The following is a 16019-nucleotide window of genomic DNA, read 5'->3' as shown; positions in this document are numbered from 1 at the left end:
AGGAATCGATTAAAAGCAACCAATTGAAGCAGTTTCCCTACGTTTTCTTTCTCGGCATCGGCGGCATTGGCATGTCGGCCCTGGCGCGCTGGTTCCGGGCCAACGGCCACCAGGTGAGCGGCTACGACAAAACCGAAACGCCGCTAACCCAGGCCCTGGCCGCCGAGGGCATTGCCGTGCACTACGCCGATGCTGTCGAAAACATCCCGGCCGAAGTCCGCGAAAACCGGGCACAAACGCTGGTAGTCCTCACGCCCGCCATCCCGGCCGATAGCGCTGAGTGGGCCTGGCTGCGCGAGCAGGGGTACGATATCCGCAAGCGCAGCCAGGTGCTGGGCGTGCTCACGCAGGGCCGCTACACCATTGCGGTGGCCGGCACCCACGGCAAAACCACTACCAGCAGCATGGTGGCCCACCTGCTGCACCACGCCGGCCTCGACGCCGGCGCTTTCCTGGGCGGTATTTCGGTGAATCTGGGCAGCAACCTGCTGCTTCCTGCTACCCCCGAAGCCCCCATTGTGGTGGAGGCCGACGAGTACGACCGCAGCTTCCTGACCTTGTTTCCCGACGTGGCCATCGTCACGAGCACCGATGCCGACCACCTCGACATCTACGGCGACCAAACGGCGCTGATTGAGTCTTTCCGCCAGTTTGTGGCCCAGCTGAAGCCCGGCGGCACCCTGCTCATCAACCACACCGCGCACCCGAGCGTAGCTGCGGCCGTACCGGCCGGCACCCGCGTCATCCGCTACGGCCTCACGGCCGAACAAGGACCGGAGCTGTTTGCGACGAATATCACGGCGCAGGGGCATCAGTTTCATTTCGATTTACAGGGGCCGGCCGGGCGCGTAAACGACCTGGAACTGGCCGTGCCGGGCTTCCACAACGTGGAAAACATGCTGGCGGCGGCGGCAGTCGCCCAAATCCAGGGCGTAAGCGAAGCCAGGCTACGAGCCGCCGTCGCCGCATACCGAGGCGTAAAGCGCCGGTTTGAATTCGTGGTGACCACGCCCCACAACGTTTACCTGGACGATTACGCCCACCATCCACGCGAAATCGAAGCCTTCCTGCGTTCAGTGCGGGCGCTGTACCCCACCAGGCGGCTGCGCGTCATCTTTCAGCCTCATCTGTTCACCCGTACCCGCGACTTTGCCGAAGGCTTTTCCAAAAGCTTAAGTATTGCAGATGAGGTGTTTTTGTTGGATATTTACCCAGCCCGCGAGAAGCCGCTACCCGGCATCACCTCCGAAATGCTCTTGCCTGACATCACCGCGCCCACCAAAGCCATCGTCACCAAAGCGCAGGTGCTGGCCGCTGCCCAAGCCGACGATTCCTTCGACGTGCTGGCCACGGTAGGAGCGGGGGACATCGACACCCTGATACCGCAGCTGAAGCTGCTGCTGAGTGAGCGTTGGAAATAGCGCATGATGTTGATTAATGGACTGACTTTCAGTTTGAAAATAACAATTCTCTTTGGAACGCACTGTTAGAAATTTACTCGTTGCGGCCGCCTGCCTGCTGGTACTCATCGGGCTGGGCGTGTTTGCGGCCGTGCGCCAGGCCACGCGGCCGGTCGATTCGGTCAAAGTCACCATTGCCAACGAGTTTGATAATTATTTCATCAGCGAGCGCGGCGTTACGGCCCTGCTCACCAAGGGCGGCAAAGAGCCCGTGCTGGGCTCCCGTCCCGAAGGCCCGCGCCTGCGCGAGCTGGAGGCCCGCCTGAAGGCCCATCCCTTCGTGCGCGACGCCCAGGTGTACCGCGACCTGGCCGGCAACCTGCACGCCGACGTGCGCCAGAACCGGCCCATTGCCCGCCTCACGCACTCCGATACCCGCCTTGATACCTACCTCGATGCCGAGGGCCATTCCTTACCGCTTTCACCCCTGTTCACGGCCCGGGTAGCTACCATTGCGAGGCCCGGAGGCGCCAGTGTGCCAACTGGATTTTTCCAGGATAGTGTGGGGCGACGGTATCTTGAGTTTCTGCGCTACGTAGACGAGCATGAATTCTGGAAAGCGCAGGTTTCGGAGGTGTTTATTGAGCCGGGCGGCAAGCTGTCGTTTACGCAGCAGGTAGGCGACCAACGTATTGAATTCGGGCCACCCGAAAATATTTCCGAAAAATTCGCAAAGCTTATGGTATTTTACCGTCAAATTCCGTCAGTTTTGGGGTGGGACACCTACCACCGCGTAAACGTCGAATACCAGAATCAGATTATTTGCGAATAGTAATTCGCTGAAACATAGGCTGTAAAGCCGAGAAAACTCACTTCCCAACCCACGCATCTTCACTGCTCGCCAGCACCGCTTCACATGCAACAAGACAAAATCGTCGTCGGGCTCGACATTGGCACCACAAAAATCTGCGCCCTGGTGGGCCGCAAAAACGAATTCGGTAAACTCGAAATCCTGGGCATGGGCAAAGCCGTGTCGGAGGGGGTTTCGCGGGGCATTGTGCTCAATATTGACAAGACGGTAGACGCCATTAAACGGGCCATTCGGCAGGCCGAAGAACAATCGGGAATTAGCATTGGAGTGGTAAACGTCGGCATTGCCGGCCAACACATCAAGAGCCTCCAGCACAACGGTAGCATCACCCGCAACTCGCACGATACCATCGGCCCCGACGACGTGGCCCGCCTCACGCAGGACATGTACCGGCTGGTGACCCAGCCCGGCTCGCAAATCATTCACGTGATGCCGCAGGACTACAAAGTGGACTACGAGGAAGGCATCTCCGACCCCGTGGGCTACGAAGGCGTGCGCCTGGAAGGCAACTTCCACATCATCACGGCTCAGAGCACGGCCATCAACAACATCAACAAGTGCGTGACCAAGGCCGGTCTCGAAATCGCCGACCTGATTCTCGAACCGCTGGCCAGCTCCATGTCCATCCTCTCGGAGGAGGAAAAGGAAGCCGGCGTGGCCCTGATTGACATCGGGGGCGGCACCACCGACCTCGCCATCTTCAAAGACGGCATCATCCGCCACGCGGCGGTGCTGCCCTTTGGCGGCAACATCATCACGCAGGACATCAAAGCCGGCTGCAACGTGGCCCCCGGCCAGGCCGAGCAGCTGAAAGTGAAATTCGGCAAAGCCATTGCCCAGGAGGCTTCCGATTACGAAATCGTGAGCATCCCCGGTCTGCCCAACCGGGCCCCGAAAGAAGTGTCGCTAAAAAACCTGGCGTACATCATCGAGGCCCGCATGTCGGAAATCATGGAGCTGGTGTATGCCGAAATCTACCGCATGGGCCTGCACGACAAGCTGTCGGCCGGCATCGTGCTCACGGGTGGCGGCTCGCAGCTCCAGAACCTGGAGCAGCTCACCGAGTACATCACCGGGCTCGATACCCGCATCGGCTATCCCAACCAGCACCTCGGCAAGAGCCGCATTGAGGCCGTAAAATCGCCGATGTACGCTACCACGGTAGGTCTGGTGCTGACCGGCTACCACTCGCTCGACGAGCGCCAGGTGTCGCGCCCCAGCTACGAAGAAGAGCAGCCCGTGGTGCCCACGTACTACGCGCCTGCGGTTGCTCCGCAACCCGCTCCCGCTCCGGCTGCTGAAACCCGGGCCGTGACGCCGCCCGCTCCGGCCCCGGCTCCGGCTCCCCAGCCGGCCAAGCCCAAGGAGCCCGGCGCTGCCAGCCGCTTCTTCAAGGACATCATCACCCGCACCAAAGGGCTGCTGATTGACGACTACGACGATAAACAGTACTAGATACTAATTATGAATTATGAAGTATGAGTTATGAATTGGCTACGAAGTAGAATAACCTGTTCGCATCTCATAATTCATAATTCATAATTCATAATTAAAAAAGATGAATTACAAATTCGACATTCCCGCCCAGAACAAGTCCATCATCAAGGTGATTGGGGTTGGCGGCGGTGGCTCCAATGCCGTGAAGCACATGCACAAGCAGGGCATCAAGGACGTGGAGTTTATCATCTGCAATACCGACCACCAGGCGCTGCAAAGCTCCTCGGTGCCCAATAAGCTGCAAATTGGTGTCGACCTGACCGAAGGCCTCGGCGCGGGGGCCAAGCCCGAGCGCGGCCGGCAGGCCGCCATCGAGAGCAAGGAGCAAATCCGCGACCTGCTCAACCACGGCACCAAAATGCTGTTCATCACCGCCGGAATGGGCGGCGGTACGGGCACTGGCGCGGCCCCGGTTATCGCGCAGGTCGCGCAGGAGCTGGGCATTCTGACGGTGGGCATCGTGACGGCTCCGTTTATGTTCGAGGGCAAGAAAAAGCGTCAGCAGGCCGAAGAGGGTATTAAGGCGCTAAGCGAGCACTGCGACACGGTGCTGGTAATTCTCAACGACAAGCTGCCCCAGATTTTTGGCAACCTGACGATGGGCGCCGCCTTCGCCAAGGCCGATACCGTGCTGACCACGGCCGCCAAGTCCATTGCCGAAATCATCACGGTGACGGCCGATGTGAACGTGGACTTTGAAGACGTGAAAACGGTGATGAAGGACAGCGGGGCTGCCGTGATGGGCAGCAGCGTGACCGAAGGCGAAAACCGCGCCCGCCGCGCCGCCGAGGAAGCCCTGAACTCGCCACTGCTCAACAACACCGATATTCATGGCGCGCAGCGCATTCTGCTCTCCATCATGTCGGGCGTGGAGCACGAGCTGGAAATGGACGAGCTGACCGAAATTACGGACTACATCCAGGAAAAAGCGGGGCAGGATGCGGAAATGATTTTTGGCCACGGCGTGGATGACACGCTGGGCCAGAGCATCCGGGTAACGGTGATTGCCACGGGCTTTGCCCGCGAGGCGCATTCCATTACTACGCCAGCCGCCGGCGCTTCGGCTGAGCCCGTTGTGGCTCCGGCTCCGGTGGCCGCCGCGCCGCAGCCAGACGCAGCTCCGGCTGCGGCTGCGGCTACGGCCCCGTTCGTGCCCAGCTTTGGCAGCCCCGAGCCCTCGCGTGTGACGTTCGATTTGCACGGCCCTTCGGCGCACACCGCGCCCCCGCTGGCCGGCATTCCCGCCACGGCGCCCGGCGAACCCGTGCTGACCTCTAATACGCCCGCTCCGGCACCGGCGCCCGAAGCGCACCGCCCGCGCCCGGCCATGGATGCCCAGGCACTGGAGCGCCGCCGCCGCCTGCAGGAGCTGAGCAACGGACTGCCGCCCGAAGCCGTGGCCCAATACGACACACCCGCCTACCTGCGCCGCCAGGTGAAGCTGGAAAACGTAGAGCCCAGCTCGGCGCAGAATATCTCCCGGTTTAATTTGTCAGACGACAATGAACTGTTGGGCGATAACCGGTTTCTACACGACAATGTAGATTAGGTTGCTGCTGCATTGAAACAGAGAAGCCCCGCTACTAAACTTCAGTAGCGGGGCTTCTCTGTTTCAACGGCTAACGGTTTGGGCATTGCCGAAGGCGGGGATTTTTAGCACAAAAGTTCAATCGAAGAACGAATATTGAACCTTGCACAAATGCCCAATCGAAGCCGTTCCGCCCCGCTTTTGGCAATACCTTGTCGGTGGCAGTTATTGTTTGAGTGTCGTAATAATTTCAAAAGCTGTATTAAAGACTTCATTTTTAAGCTGTTTTTGTCTATCCGCTATTAAAGATTGATAATGATTTTCAAACATTTTTCCGTTAACCTTTTCAACCGGCAATTCTATTTCGTTGAGAAGAATGCCGTCATAATAGATTTTATATCGGTTGGCTTGAAGCTCGGCAGGGTCTTTTGGTTTACTTAATAAGTGTGAGGTATATGTGAAGCCATTTTTAATATCATTTTTGGCTCGTTCATATAAACCGTTGATATGGTTTTCAGCTTCAGCGATTAATTGAGGGATAGTTTCTTTATACTTTGGGTTGGACTTGGCTCTTTCATTGAAAATGGCAATTTGTATAAGTTTTTGTATGCTAAAAATACCTAAAGCAGATAGCCCTAAACTAATAGCTAAGGCATTAATCTCATTGGATACATTTTCCGCATATTCTAACTTGTGTTCTTCTTTGACAATTAAGTACTGTCGATAAGTTTGCTCTAATGCAGTAGTCTTTACTTTTAGTTCAAGCATGTTGTCGTTGTAAAATGCCTCGTCAATAATTTCTTTCATTTTTACTGACAAACGATTGACGATTTGGTCGGCAAATTGCTGGAAAAGTTTATTAAGGTCTTGACCTCTTTGTGTCAGTCCGTCAAGAAGAACATTTACAGCAAAAGATATTCCTTCTCCTATAAAATTTATTACATCGGCAATACCATCACCTACCCATGTTAACGCTTTTCCTGCTATGTTTAATAAGGCGATATTAAGCTTGTAAAGATATAGAGCATATTGTTGAGTATCTTTGAAGGCAGCTTGCAAAAACCTGTTAGCTAATTCGATTTTCCTTATCGGGTCGATACTTAAAATCTCGTTTATTAAATCAAGTTTATAAATTTCATTCAATAAATTGGTTGGGATTAAAAGTGGAATTGGAAACTGTCCCTCATATCTTGGCAATTCCAATTCAATAATATGAATTAGTGATTCCGCAATTTCTGATTGTTTTCTACGTGTCCAATAATATCTAAGGTTTTTCTTGTATTCTGTATGCACCTGAACAAACAAGTCTAGTCTTCCACATACAATTGCTTCAAGCAGTAGTTGAGTGTATTCATCTTCGAAGCTTTTAGGTGTAACTTCAATAGCGACTTGCAACGCAAATTGACCAAGCAAATCTAAATGAGCATTGTCAATGCCACTACAAACACGCAGAAACATTATGTCATGCGGTGCTAGTGGGTCTCCAATAGCAGGACTTTTAGTTGTTCCTTCATAGTCAGCCTCTGTGTTTTGACATGTTGGAATGCCTGCGATTGTCCTTTCGTAATGTTTGTCTAAAAGTCGGCTAACAATATTATTTTGATTTGAACGCCAACATCCTGAAACATATGCCAATAGTTGGTCTCGACTACAATTCTTCCAATTATTCCAGGGGACATGAGAGGGGTGTCTAACCATGATGCCATTCCTTTCAAAATTGTGTAACAATGCTTGGTCTTCTCTACTATTACAGAAGGCAATAATCCCTGTCTTATGGGCAGAATCGCCAGTATCAATTGTTATATTGTCTTCTTGAATTTGACCAATAATACCGAGTTCGTCTCGTTGATTGTTTAAAGCTATGAAATTGGGTGAATAGTTGCCAAGTCTGTTTGAGTCAGGCGGAACTATAAACATTCCGTTTTCAAAGAAGCCTATAAAGTTTTCAAGTGCTTGGGATAAATTGATGTCCATGGCTTGTTCTTTTGTCAGTTAAAGTGAATAATATTGAAAGTTCTTATGACGAGGATGGTCTGTATAATTGCCGCCAACATTTGGGTTGCCGCAACTGGTGAATTACTAATTGCGGCAAGCATGCTACCGTTGGTTGGGTTTACGCAGTACAAGGTATAAAAAAGTAGGTTCGGTTAGCAGAGGGCAGGTTCTACTTACTGTATGCTAATCGGTTTTTCCATTGGTTCAGCGGAGCCTCCAGCCAGCGCCAGGAGGAGGCGGCCAGCAACAACAATACGGGCGTGAGCACCAGCACCGTGAGCCAGGGGCTGAGCCAGAGCTGGCGGGTTTCGGCAGCGGGAAACAGATGGAATATGGCCCGCTGATAGAACACCACGAGCAGCAGATGGTAGAGGTAGCAGCCGTAGCTGCGCACCCCCACCCATTGCAGCACTGGTGAAATCAGCACGCGGGCACTGCCGACCAAGCGGCCCTGGGGCTGCTGAATGGCCCAATTCAATGTGAAGGCGGAGGCCAAGCTGCCGGCGCTGGTGGAAACCAGCAGCCAGACCGCGTGCGCGCCGCTCAGGTGCAGGGCGGCCCACAGCGCCGACCAGCCGGCCCAGGCCAGCAGCACCCAACGGCCGCGCGCCAAACGCTGCACCCAGGGCTGATGCTCGATGAGGCTGAGGATGGCCCCGAGGGCAAACATATCGAGGCAGGAGGGCAGGAGTACGAACACGAAATCGGGCTCGACGCAGACGGTCCAGACGGTGCGGAACACAAGGCTGCCCACTGCTACGGCCAGCAGCCAGCCGGTGCGGCGGCCCACTACGGCCAGCAACAGGGGCCAGAGCAGGTAAAACTGCTCATCGACTGCCATGGTCCAGTAGTGGCCCACGCCCTCGCCCCAGTGGTGGAGGCGGTAGAAAAGCAGGTTGGAAACCGGGAGCAGGAACCAGGCGGGGTATTCGCGCAGCGTCGCCAGGGGCAGCAGCGCCCCCAGAAATAAAGCCAGGTAATAGGGCGGCAGAATGCGCAGCATGCGCCGCTTATAGAAGGTGCCAAGTCGCTGCCGCCACGCGCCGGGTGCGCCGGGATATACCTTTTTCTTCCAGATGATGCCGGAAATGAGGTAGCCGCTGAGGACGAAAAACGGGATGCGGCCCATCTCGCCAATGGGAAACGGCGGGCGGACCCAATGCGCCAGAATAACCAGCCAGACGCAAATAGCCCGGATGCCGTTGAGGCCGGGGCGGTAGGCGAGGGGCGGGGCAGAGGGTGAGGCGGTGCTGGAAGGAGTCAAAACAGAACGTCATGCTGAGCGCAGCCGAAGCATCTCTACCGCGCAAGTAATCCATTTACCTATTGCGGTAGAGATGCTTCGGCTCCGCTCAGCATGACGTTCCTTTGCTATCAGATAGGCAGGGGCTTAGCCCAGGGTGTGGTACACGGCCTGCACGTCCTCGTCGTCTTCGAACTTCTCGATGATGGTCATGATTTCCTCGGCCTGCTCGTCGGTGAGGGTGACGGTGGTGTTGGGCACGCGCTGGAGGTTGACGCTCACCACGTGGCGGCCCTGGGCTTCGAGGGCTTTCTGCATCTGGCCGAAGTCGGTGAAGGCGGTTTCGACTACAATGAACTTGTGCTCGGCGCCGTGCTCGTCTTCCTCGCTGGTTTCGTACACGTCTTCGGCCCCGAAGTCGATGAGCTCCAGCTCCAGCTCGTCGCGGTCGAGGCCTTCTGCGGCCAGCTTGAAGACGCCCTTGCGGGTGAAGGTGTAATCAGACGAGCCGGCGGTGCCCAGCGTGCCCTCGTTGCGGTTGAAGATGAGGCGCACGTTGCTCACGGTGCGGGTGGGGTTGTCGGTGGCGGTTTCGATGACGACGGCCACGCCGTGGGGCAGGTAGCCTTCGTACACCACTTCGGCGTAGTCTTTTTCTTCCTTGCTGCTGGCGCGCTTCACGGCGGCTTCCACCCGGTCTTTGGGCATGTTCACGCCTTTGGCGTTTTGCATGGCGGCGCGCAGGCGGGCGTTGGTGTCGGGGTTGGGGCCGTTTTCCTTCACGGCCATCACGATTTCCTTGCCGATGCGGGTGAAGTCTTTCGACATTTTATCCCACCGCTTCATTTTGCGGCCTTTGCGAAATTCGAATGCGCGTCCCATAGGGAGTCAGTTTACAGTTAACAGTGAGCAGTGAACCCCTTCGGAAAGACCGGCTGAAAGCAGAATTTCCGAAACGGGCCGCAAGTTAGCCAGAAGGGACGGAGGGGGCAACGGCTAAGCAATGCGCCGGCCTAGCGGCGGCGCTTTTTGCCGGTTTTCGGAACTGAGTGGCTGGCCGGTTTGGATGGCCCGGTGGCCACCAGCTCGTACACGCCCCGGTTGCCGGCCGGGTAGCCCAGAATGGTGATGGTGAGGTGCCGGGTGGCGGGGTTGAAGCGGAAGGTGCCGCGCTGCACATCGGGGCCTTTCTGGTCGCGAAAAGCGAAGCGGATGCTGTCGCCGGTCAGGGTGAACGTGCCGTCCTGCCGAAACAGCATCGGGCCGCTGTGGCCCGCAATGCTGAGGCGCTTGGCGTAGGTGCCGGCTGCGTTCAGGGTGAGGGTGCCGCCCACGCCCTGCACCACGGTGGGTGGGTCGGCGCTGGTGGTGTCGTGCACGGTGTAGGCCGTGTAGGTATAGGTGCCAAAGAAGCTGGGCAGCGGACGAGGGGCCTGGGCCTTCGCGGGCAGCAGGCCCGTCAGTAGCAGGCTGCCCAAAGCCAGCAGGCGCAGCGAACAGGAAGAAGCAGTCACAGCAGATGGAAATGAAAACACTTGGCAAGCCGGCCCCGAAGGTAGGCCCGGCGGCAGATACACGATGAAAGATGGCCAAAATCCGGGCTTTGGCAAAGACAATGCCCAGCTACGCTTTTGAAAGCAGAAAAATATCTATAACTATACCTCATGAAAACGTTGCCCTTCAGCAGTCTTCCGTGCAGGGGGTGGAACCGCCAGCCGGGGCCCCGGCTGCCGCGCCAAACTGCCGGGCCCGGCGCTCCCGTGCACGGAGGTAAGCGGGCTGAAATGCCTCCCTGACGAGTAGCCGCCCAGGAAGTGGGGGAGCCTGACTGCTTGCACGAATTTTCACCATTTTTTACCTGAACGCCATGCGTCATCTAATTTCTCGTATTATCGCCAGCAGCGCTGTCGTGCTGGTTCTATTGGCGGGTGCTGCCGCTGCCCAACCTGCGTATAGCGGCCCGCCCGGCGCGGTGCACATGCAAAAAGCCCAAAAACTACAGGCCGCCGGCGACAAAGCCGGCGCGGCAGCGGCTTACCAGCAGGCCTACGAAGCGTACACCAGCGTCGACGATTCCGACGGCATGGTGGCGGCATTGGCGGGCAAAAAGGCTTTGGGTGAAAAAGCGCCGGCTGCAAAAGCCAGCGCCGCGCCCGGTGCGGCTGCGGCGCCCCGCCCGATGCCAGCGGGGGCTGCCGTCGCGCCCATTGCCGGCAAAGTGGTGGGCGGCAAACCCGTGGGGCTGTTTTTTATGACGCGCTACATTATTGCGTTTCACTCCCTCGAAAAAGCCACCTATTACTTCACCCCAGGCGGCTCGGTGTTCGTCAACCCCGTTGATTTCAACCCGGCTAGCCTGGCTGCGCTGTCTCCCCACAACCGCGGCAGCTACAGCGTGGCCGGGGGGAGCCTGAACGTGAAGTGGGCCGACGGGCAAACCTCCAAATCGACGCTCGAAGACCCTTCCGGTAACGCCTTCAACTGGGACATGGGCATTTTTGTGGGCATGGGGCCATTCGCCAACGCCCGGCAATTGGTGGGGGCCTTCGAGGGCGGCAATTCGGTGAGCAGCAGCAGCGGCTCTGCGGCTGCGGTGAGCAGCCTTACTTTCCGGGCCGACGGCACTTATAGTGGCGGCAGCGCCTCGTCGTTCAGCACCAACACCAGCGACAGCAACTCGCGCATTGGCAGCTCGGGCGAAACGGCCGGCCGCTGGGCGCTTTCGGGCTGGACGCTTACGCTGACGGACGCAGCGGGCCGCACTTCACGCGGCGTGGCCTACCCCATCGAAAAAGACGATAAAACCGGGCAGGTCCGGCGGTTTTATTTCAACAGCGTAGCCTATAAACGGCTATAGTATTGGCTTTCTGTTGTTTTACAGAAGCATAAAAAGGGCTGCGAATGCGATGCATTCGCAGCCCTTTTCGCATAGGCGCGGTAGCACGCTACCCGTTGGCCTAGCTGCCCACGCCGCCCCGGTACAGCGGTGGCGGAGGCGTGGGCGACTTGTAGCCCTTCGACTTTTTGGCCGCGGCTTTTACGGCTTTCCGGTAGGCTTTCGATTCTTTTTTGCCCTTGCGGCGCCCGCCGCTGAGCAGCCAGGCTGCCCCCGCCGCCAGCAGGCTGCCGCCGATGATGGCGGCCTTGAGGGGCAGGGTGTCTTTGGGCGCGGGCGGCAGGAATTCCACGCCACTGGCATCGGTGCGGGCGGGCTCGGCCACGTAGCGGCCGTGGGTGGGAATGGGGTAATTATCGGCTAGCTCGCGCAGGCCGGCGGCCGCTCCCGGGCCGGTGATGACCGGGCCGTGGCCGCAGCCAATGGCTTTGGGCGCCAAATCGGCCAGGGTTTGCACCGACTTGCGGGCGGCTTCCCAGTCGTAATTAAAGGGGGTGCCGCAGCGGCTGATTTTGGGCAGGCCCAGCAGAATATCCGGAATGGAGTCGTGGTTGCAGGTGGCGAAGGCATCGCCGCCAATAAGCACGCGGTCGGCTTCGCGGAAGAAGGACAGCTGGCCGGGCGCGTGGCCGGGCGTGTGAAACCAGCGCCAGGCCATGAGGAAGGGCGTGGAGGAATCGTCCGCATCCAGCGCCTGCACCCGGTCTTCGAGGTTGGGTAAATCAGTGGGGAAGAAGCGGGTGAGGAAGGCCAGCGAGCCGCCCACGGTGGGGTCGCGCGGCGGGTACTTGGCCTTGCCGGTCACGTAGGGCAGCTCCAGCGGGTGCACGATGACGGGCACGTTCCAGTGGTCGGCCAGCTCCTTGGCCGAGCCGACGTGGTCGAGGTGGCCGTGGGTGAGGATGATGGCCTCGGGGTGGGAGCCCGGGTAGAACAGCTTGTCGGCAGCTTCGAGGATGGTTTTCTTGCTACCGGGCACGCCGGTATCAACCAGCACCCACTCGCCGGGCGTGCCGGTTTCGACGAAATAAACATTGACAAAACGCTGAATGCGAAGCTGGGTAACGCCAGCGGCTACGGTATCCATAGGGCAGGAGGAATGGGGGTGGGGAATGCGATTGCAGGGAATACGGGAAAAAGGCGGGCAGGTGTTCGAAAAAAGTTGGGGCCGTGCCGTAACGAATCGGCCAAAGGCGGGTACCCATTCCACCTCTCGCCGTGGGCAATGGCCCGGCCGGGTATGGCAGCAGCTCTTTATCAATTCCTAACCGTCATTCCCAAACCCCATGAAAACCCTGATTTCTGCACTCGTGCTGGGCTGCGCCACGCTTTCGGCTTTCGCCCAAACCGAGCCCCCATTCAAAATGACTTGTGACAACGGAAGCTGGGGCCACAACAAGCCCCTGAAGGGTTTCTGCGAAACCCGCGACCTGACCATGGCCGCCCCCGCCGGCCAGCCCCTCACCGTGAACGCCGACCCCAACGGCGGCATCACCGTGCACGGCTGGGACGGCCCCAACGTCCGCATCCGGGCCAAAATTCAGACCTGGTCCGACACCGAGGCGGAAGCCGCCGCCCGCGCCAAGCGCATCACCATCGGTACTGCCAACAACACCCTGCGGGCCGCCGAGCCCGGTAACGAAAAGAACTGGAGCGTGAGCTATGAAATCTTCGTGCCCCGCACCACGGCCCTGGTCCTCAACACCGTGAACGGCGGCATCAGCCTCGACAACCTCAACGCCGCCATCACCTTCGAAACCACCAACGGCGGCATCAGCCTCGCCAACCTGGGCGGGCAAGTGAAGGGCGAAACCACCAACGGCGGCATCAACATCACCCTCACGGGCAGCAAATGGGAGGGCAAGGGCCTCGATGTGGCCACTACCAACGGCGGCATTCACTGGAAGCTGCCCCGCACGTACTCGGCCCGGCTTTACACCAGCACCAGCCACGGCGGCATCCGCACGGGCCTGCCGGTCACCAAATCGGGCCTGTTCCACAAGGAAGTGACGGCCAGCCTGGGCCAGGGCGGCGCTACGGTGAAGGCCGTGACCACCAACGGCGGCATCGACCTGAGCCAGGAGCGCGACTAGGGCAAAGCTGCAAACTCAAAACGTCCTGCCGGGCGGAGCCGGGGCATCTCGCGTGCAATGGTAATTCTTTCGTTCAACGATTGCGTTACTACCACGTGCGAGATGCCTCGGCTCCGCGCGGCATGACGTTCTTTTTTGGCTGCTTACTTCAGCAGCCGCAGCTGAAATCCGGGTAGTCGGCATACCCCGGCGCCGGCTTGTCGTCGAGGCGAATGAGGTGGTCGAGCCGGATTTCCTCGCCCGATTTCAGGCGCATGTACTCCACTTTGTCGCGGATGAACAGCGTGTCAATCACGCCCGATTCCAGGCAGAGCTGGCGCAGGTCGTTGAAGTATTGCAGGGCCACGCGGCGGCGCTGGGTGGCGGCGGCTTCCAACTCGTCGTAGAAGTTGCAGTCGATGGGTTTGTAGTCGGTGCTCATAGGGAGTAGGGGCGGGGCTTGCCCCCGCCCGTTGTTGAACGACAATCGGTGGTACGGTTTTGTTGGTGCGGCGCATACGTCCGGGCGGGGGCAAGCCCCGCCCCTACATCGTGTTACATTTTCCTATCTTCGCCGCACCACCCAAACATCCCCCTCATGACGCCCACCACCGACCAGACCGCCGAGCTCAACCTCGAAGCCACCTCCCTCTCCACTGCTTCTCAAAAGCACGACGGCAAGCGCCCGATGTTCTACGAGTTCAAGCCCGAAGAAACCGTGAAGGCCAAGCACGGCACCGAGCTGCGCTGCAAAACCTGGGAAGCCGAAGCCGCCCTGCGGATGCTGGAAAACAACCTGGACCCCGCCGTGAGCCTGGTGTACGATGAGCTGATTGTGTACGGCGGTGCCGGCCGCGCCGCCCGCAACTGGAAGGAGTATCAAACCATTGTGAAGACCCTGAAGGAGCTGGAGGCCGACGAAACCATGCTGGTGCAGAGCGGCAAGGCCGTGGGCGTGCTCAAAACCTGGCCCCACGCCCCCCGCGTGCTCATCGCCAACTCCAATATTGTGCCCGCCTGGAGCACCCAGGAGTACTTCGACGAGCTCGACAAAATGGGCCTGATGATGTACGGCCAGATGACGGCCGGCTCCTGGATTTACATTGCCACCCAGGGCATCCTGCAGGGCACCTATGAGACGTTTGCCGCCATGGCCGACAAGCATTTCGAGGGCAGCCTGCGCGGCACCATCACCGTGACGGCCGGCCTGGGCGGCATGAGCGGCGCCCAGCCCCTGGCCGTGACCATGAACGACGGCGTGTGCCTCGTCATCGAGCCCATCGACGAGCGGGTGAAGCAGAAGGTGCGCGAAGGCTACGTGGATGAGCAGGCCCGCGACCTGGGCCACGCCCTGGAGCTGTGCGAGCGCGCCAAGGCCGATGGCAAAGGCTGGTCCGTCGGCCTCACCGGCAACGCGGCCACCGTGCTGCCGCGCCTGCTGGAGCTGGGTTTCCAGGCCGAAATCGTGACCGACCAGACCTCGGCTCACGACCTGATGGACTACATTCCCGAAGGCGACATCACCGAAGTGCTGGCCCTGCGCGAAGCCAACCCCGAGGAGTTCAGGCGCCAGGCCCTGGCCGCCATTGTGAGGCACGTCGAGGCCATTCTGGAGATGCAGCGGCGCGGCACCATTGCCGTGGACTACGGCAACAACCTGCGCGGCCAGGCCGAAAAAGGCGGCCTAAATGTGCGCGACGACGCCGGCCAGTTCCTATACCCCGGCTTCGTGCCCGGCTACATTCGCCCGCTGTTTTGCGAGGGCAAGGGGCCATTCCGCTGGGCGGCCCTCAGCGGCGACCCGCAGGACATTCTGCGCATCGACCGCGCCCTGCTCGAAACCTTTCCCGACAACAAGCTGCTGGCCCGCTGGATTGAAAAGGCCCAGGCCAAAGTTCCCTTCATTGGCCTGCCGGCCCGCGTGTGCTGGCTGGGCTACGGCGAGCGCGAGAAGTTCGGCCTCGTCATCAACGACCTGGTGGCGCGGGGCGAGGTGTCGGCCCCCATCGTCATCGGCCGCGACCACCTCGACTGCGGCTCGGTGGCCTCGCCCAACCGCGAAACCGAAGGCATGAAGGACGGCTCCGACGCCGTGGCCGACTGGCCCCTGCTCAACGCCCTGGCCAACTGCGCCAGCGGCGCCGACTGGGTGAGCCTGCACAACGGCGGCGGCGTGGGCATCGGCAACAGCACCCATTCCGGCATGGTGATAGTGGCCACCGGCACCCCCGAAAAAGCCGAGCGCCTGCGCCGCGTGCTCACCACCGACCCCGGCATGGGCATTTTCCGCCACGCCGACGCCGGCTACGAGCTGGCCCAGGACGTGGCCCGCGAGCGCGGCGCCAGAATTCCGGGCCTGCGATAGGAGCCGGGCAGATTAGCGACAGAGGAAAGCCCTGTCATCCTGAGCGCAGCGAAGGATGACAGGGCTTTTCGTCTTTGCAATCGGCTTCAACGGCTACGTCCCCTTGAGCTACTTCACCCCAAAAAAAGCAAACGCCCCCCGAAACTGTTAAG

The 16019-nt window shown here is 59.1% G+C and carries 13 protein-coding genes; 7 read left to right on the top strand and 6 right to left on the bottom strand.

Annotated elements, in window-relative coordinates; translation table 11 throughout:
- The first annotated feature begins 23 nt into the window (after positions 1–23).
- The 4 genes from murC to ftsZ all read left to right on the top strand — a co-directional run bounded on the left by murC (position 24) and on the right by ftsZ (position 5317).
- The gene (gene murC / locus ACYVHT_RS00425; RefSeq protein WP_460546804.1) at positions 24–1421 is read left to right on the top strand and encodes a UDP-N-acetylmuramate--L-alanine ligase; all 1398 of its coding nucleotides are present in this window, start codon (positions 24–26) and stop codon (positions 1419–1421) included.
- A 52-nt stretch (positions 1422–1473) separates the two neighbouring features.
- The gene (locus ACYVHT_RS00420; protein ID WP_460546802.1) at positions 1474–2232 is read left to right on the top strand and encodes a cell division protein FtsQ/DivIB; all 759 of its coding nucleotides are present in this window, start codon (positions 1474–1476) and stop codon (positions 2230–2232) included.
- An 84-nt stretch (positions 2233–2316) separates the two neighbouring features.
- Complete coding sequence (ftsA, locus tag ACYVHT_RS00415) at positions 2317–3726, top strand: cell division protein FtsA (RefSeq protein WP_460546800.1); 1410 nt, start codon at positions 2317–2319, stop codon at positions 3724–3726.
- Between the two features lie 103 nt (positions 3727–3829).
- On the top strand, positions 3830–5317 hold the full coding sequence (gene ftsZ, locus ACYVHT_RS00410) for a cell division protein FtsZ (RefSeq protein ID WP_460546798.1): 1488 nt from the start codon (positions 3830–3832) through the stop codon (positions 5315–5317).
- A gap of 204 nt (positions 5318–5521) precedes the next feature.
- On the opposite strand, the gene ACYVHT_RS00405 is transcribed toward ftsZ, so the two are convergent.
- The 4 genes from ACYVHT_RS00405 to ACYVHT_RS00390 form a co-directional block, all read right to left on the bottom strand.
- Entirely contained in the window at positions 5522–7270 is a 1749-nt protein-coding gene (locus ACYVHT_RS00405) for a hypothetical protein (protein WP_460546796.1), read from the bottom strand.
- Between the two features lie 190 nt (positions 7271–7460).
- Positions 7461–8555, bottom strand: a complete 1095-nt coding sequence (locus ACYVHT_RS00400; RefSeq protein ID WP_460546794.1) for an acyltransferase family protein — start codon at positions 8553–8555, stop codon at positions 7461–7463.
- Positions 8556–8681: 126 nt separating this feature from the next.
- Positions 8682–9416 carry a YebC/PmpR family DNA-binding transcriptional regulator gene (locus tag ACYVHT_RS00395; RefSeq protein WP_460546792.1) on the bottom strand — a complete coding sequence of 245 codons (735 nt, stop codon included), beginning with the start codon at positions 9414–9416 and terminating at the stop codon, positions 8682–8684.
- Positions 9417–9547: 131 nt separating this feature from the next.
- Entirely contained in the window at positions 9548–10048 is a 501-nt protein-coding gene (locus ACYVHT_RS00390) for a hypothetical protein (protein ID WP_460546791.1), read from the bottom strand.
- Positions 10049–10401: 353 nt separating this feature from the next.
- On the opposite strand from ACYVHT_RS00390, the gene ACYVHT_RS00385 reads away from it, so the two are divergent.
- Positions 10402–11391 carry a hypothetical protein gene (locus tag ACYVHT_RS00385; protein ID WP_460546789.1) on the top strand — a complete coding sequence of 330 codons (990 nt, stop codon included), beginning with the start codon at positions 10402–10404 and terminating at the stop codon, positions 11389–11391.
- Positions 11392–11491: 100 nt separating this feature from the next.
- On the opposite strand, the gene ACYVHT_RS00380 is transcribed toward ACYVHT_RS00385, so the two are convergent.
- The gene (locus ACYVHT_RS00380; RefSeq protein WP_460546787.1) at positions 11492–12517 is read right to left on the bottom strand and encodes an MBL fold metallo-hydrolase; all 1026 of its coding nucleotides are present in this window, start codon (positions 12515–12517) and stop codon (positions 11492–11494) included.
- A gap of 199 nt (positions 12518–12716) precedes the next feature.
- Between ACYVHT_RS00380 and ACYVHT_RS00375 the strand changes: the two genes are divergently transcribed.
- Positions 12717–13523, top strand: coding sequence for a DUF4097 family beta strand repeat-containing protein (locus ACYVHT_RS00375; protein ID WP_460546785.1), 807 nt, complete (start codon positions 12717–12719; stop codon positions 13521–13523).
- Positions 13524–13671: 148 nt separating this feature from the next.
- On the opposite strand, the gene ACYVHT_RS00370 is transcribed toward ACYVHT_RS00375, so the two are convergent.
- A complete protein-coding gene (locus tag ACYVHT_RS00370) occupies positions 13672–13944 on the bottom strand; it encodes a hypothetical protein (RefSeq protein ID WP_460546783.1) in 273 nt (90 codons plus the stop codon).
- Positions 13945–14100: 156 nt separating this feature from the next.
- On the opposite strand from ACYVHT_RS00370, the gene hutU reads away from it, so the two are divergent.
- Positions 14101–15867, top strand: a complete 1767-nt coding sequence (gene hutU, locus ACYVHT_RS00365; RefSeq protein ID WP_460546781.1) for a urocanate hydratase — start codon at positions 14101–14103, stop codon at positions 15865–15867.
- Positions 15868–16019: the final 152 nt, after the last annotated feature.

It is taken from the genome of Hymenobacter daeguensis (assembly GCF_054780555.1).
The sequence above is the reverse complement of the archived record's forward strand: the minus strand, read 5'-3'. Positions and strand labels throughout refer to the sequence as shown.

Bases quoted from the DNA above. Each gene is read 5' to 3' on its own strand.
- hutU (WP_460546781.1), top strand. From the start codon at position 14,101: ATGACGCCCACCACCGACCAGACCGCCGAGCTCAACCTCGAAGCCACC.
- ACYVHT_RS00405 (WP_460546796.1), bottom strand. From the start codon at position 7,270: ATGGACATCAATTTATCCCAAGCACTTGAAAACTTTATAGGCTTCTTT.
- ACYVHT_RS00395 (WP_460546792.1), bottom strand. From the start codon at position 9,416: ATGGGACGCGCATTCGAATTTCGCAAAGGCCGCAAAATGAAGCGGTGG.
- ACYVHT_RS00385 (WP_460546789.1), top strand. From the start codon at position 10,402: ATGCGTCATCTAATTTCTCGTATTATCGCCAGCAGCGCTGTCGTGCTG.
- ACYVHT_RS00380 (WP_460546787.1), bottom strand. From the start codon at position 12,517: ATGGATACCGTAGCCGCTGGCGTTACCCAGCTTCGCATTCAGCGTTTT.
- ftsA (WP_460546800.1), top strand. From the start codon at position 2,317: ATGCAACAAGACAAAATCGTCGTCGGGCTCGACATTGGCACCACAAAA.
- ACYVHT_RS00370 (WP_460546783.1), bottom strand. From the start codon at position 13,944: ATGAGCACCGACTACAAACCCATCGACTGCAACTTCTACGACGAGTTG.
- ftsZ (WP_460546798.1), top strand. From the start codon at position 3,830: ATGAATTACAAATTCGACATTCCCGCCCAGAACAAGTCCATCATCAAG.
- ACYVHT_RS00375 (WP_460546785.1), top strand. From the start codon at position 12,717: ATGAAAACCCTGATTTCTGCACTCGTGCTGGGCTGCGCCACGCTTTCG.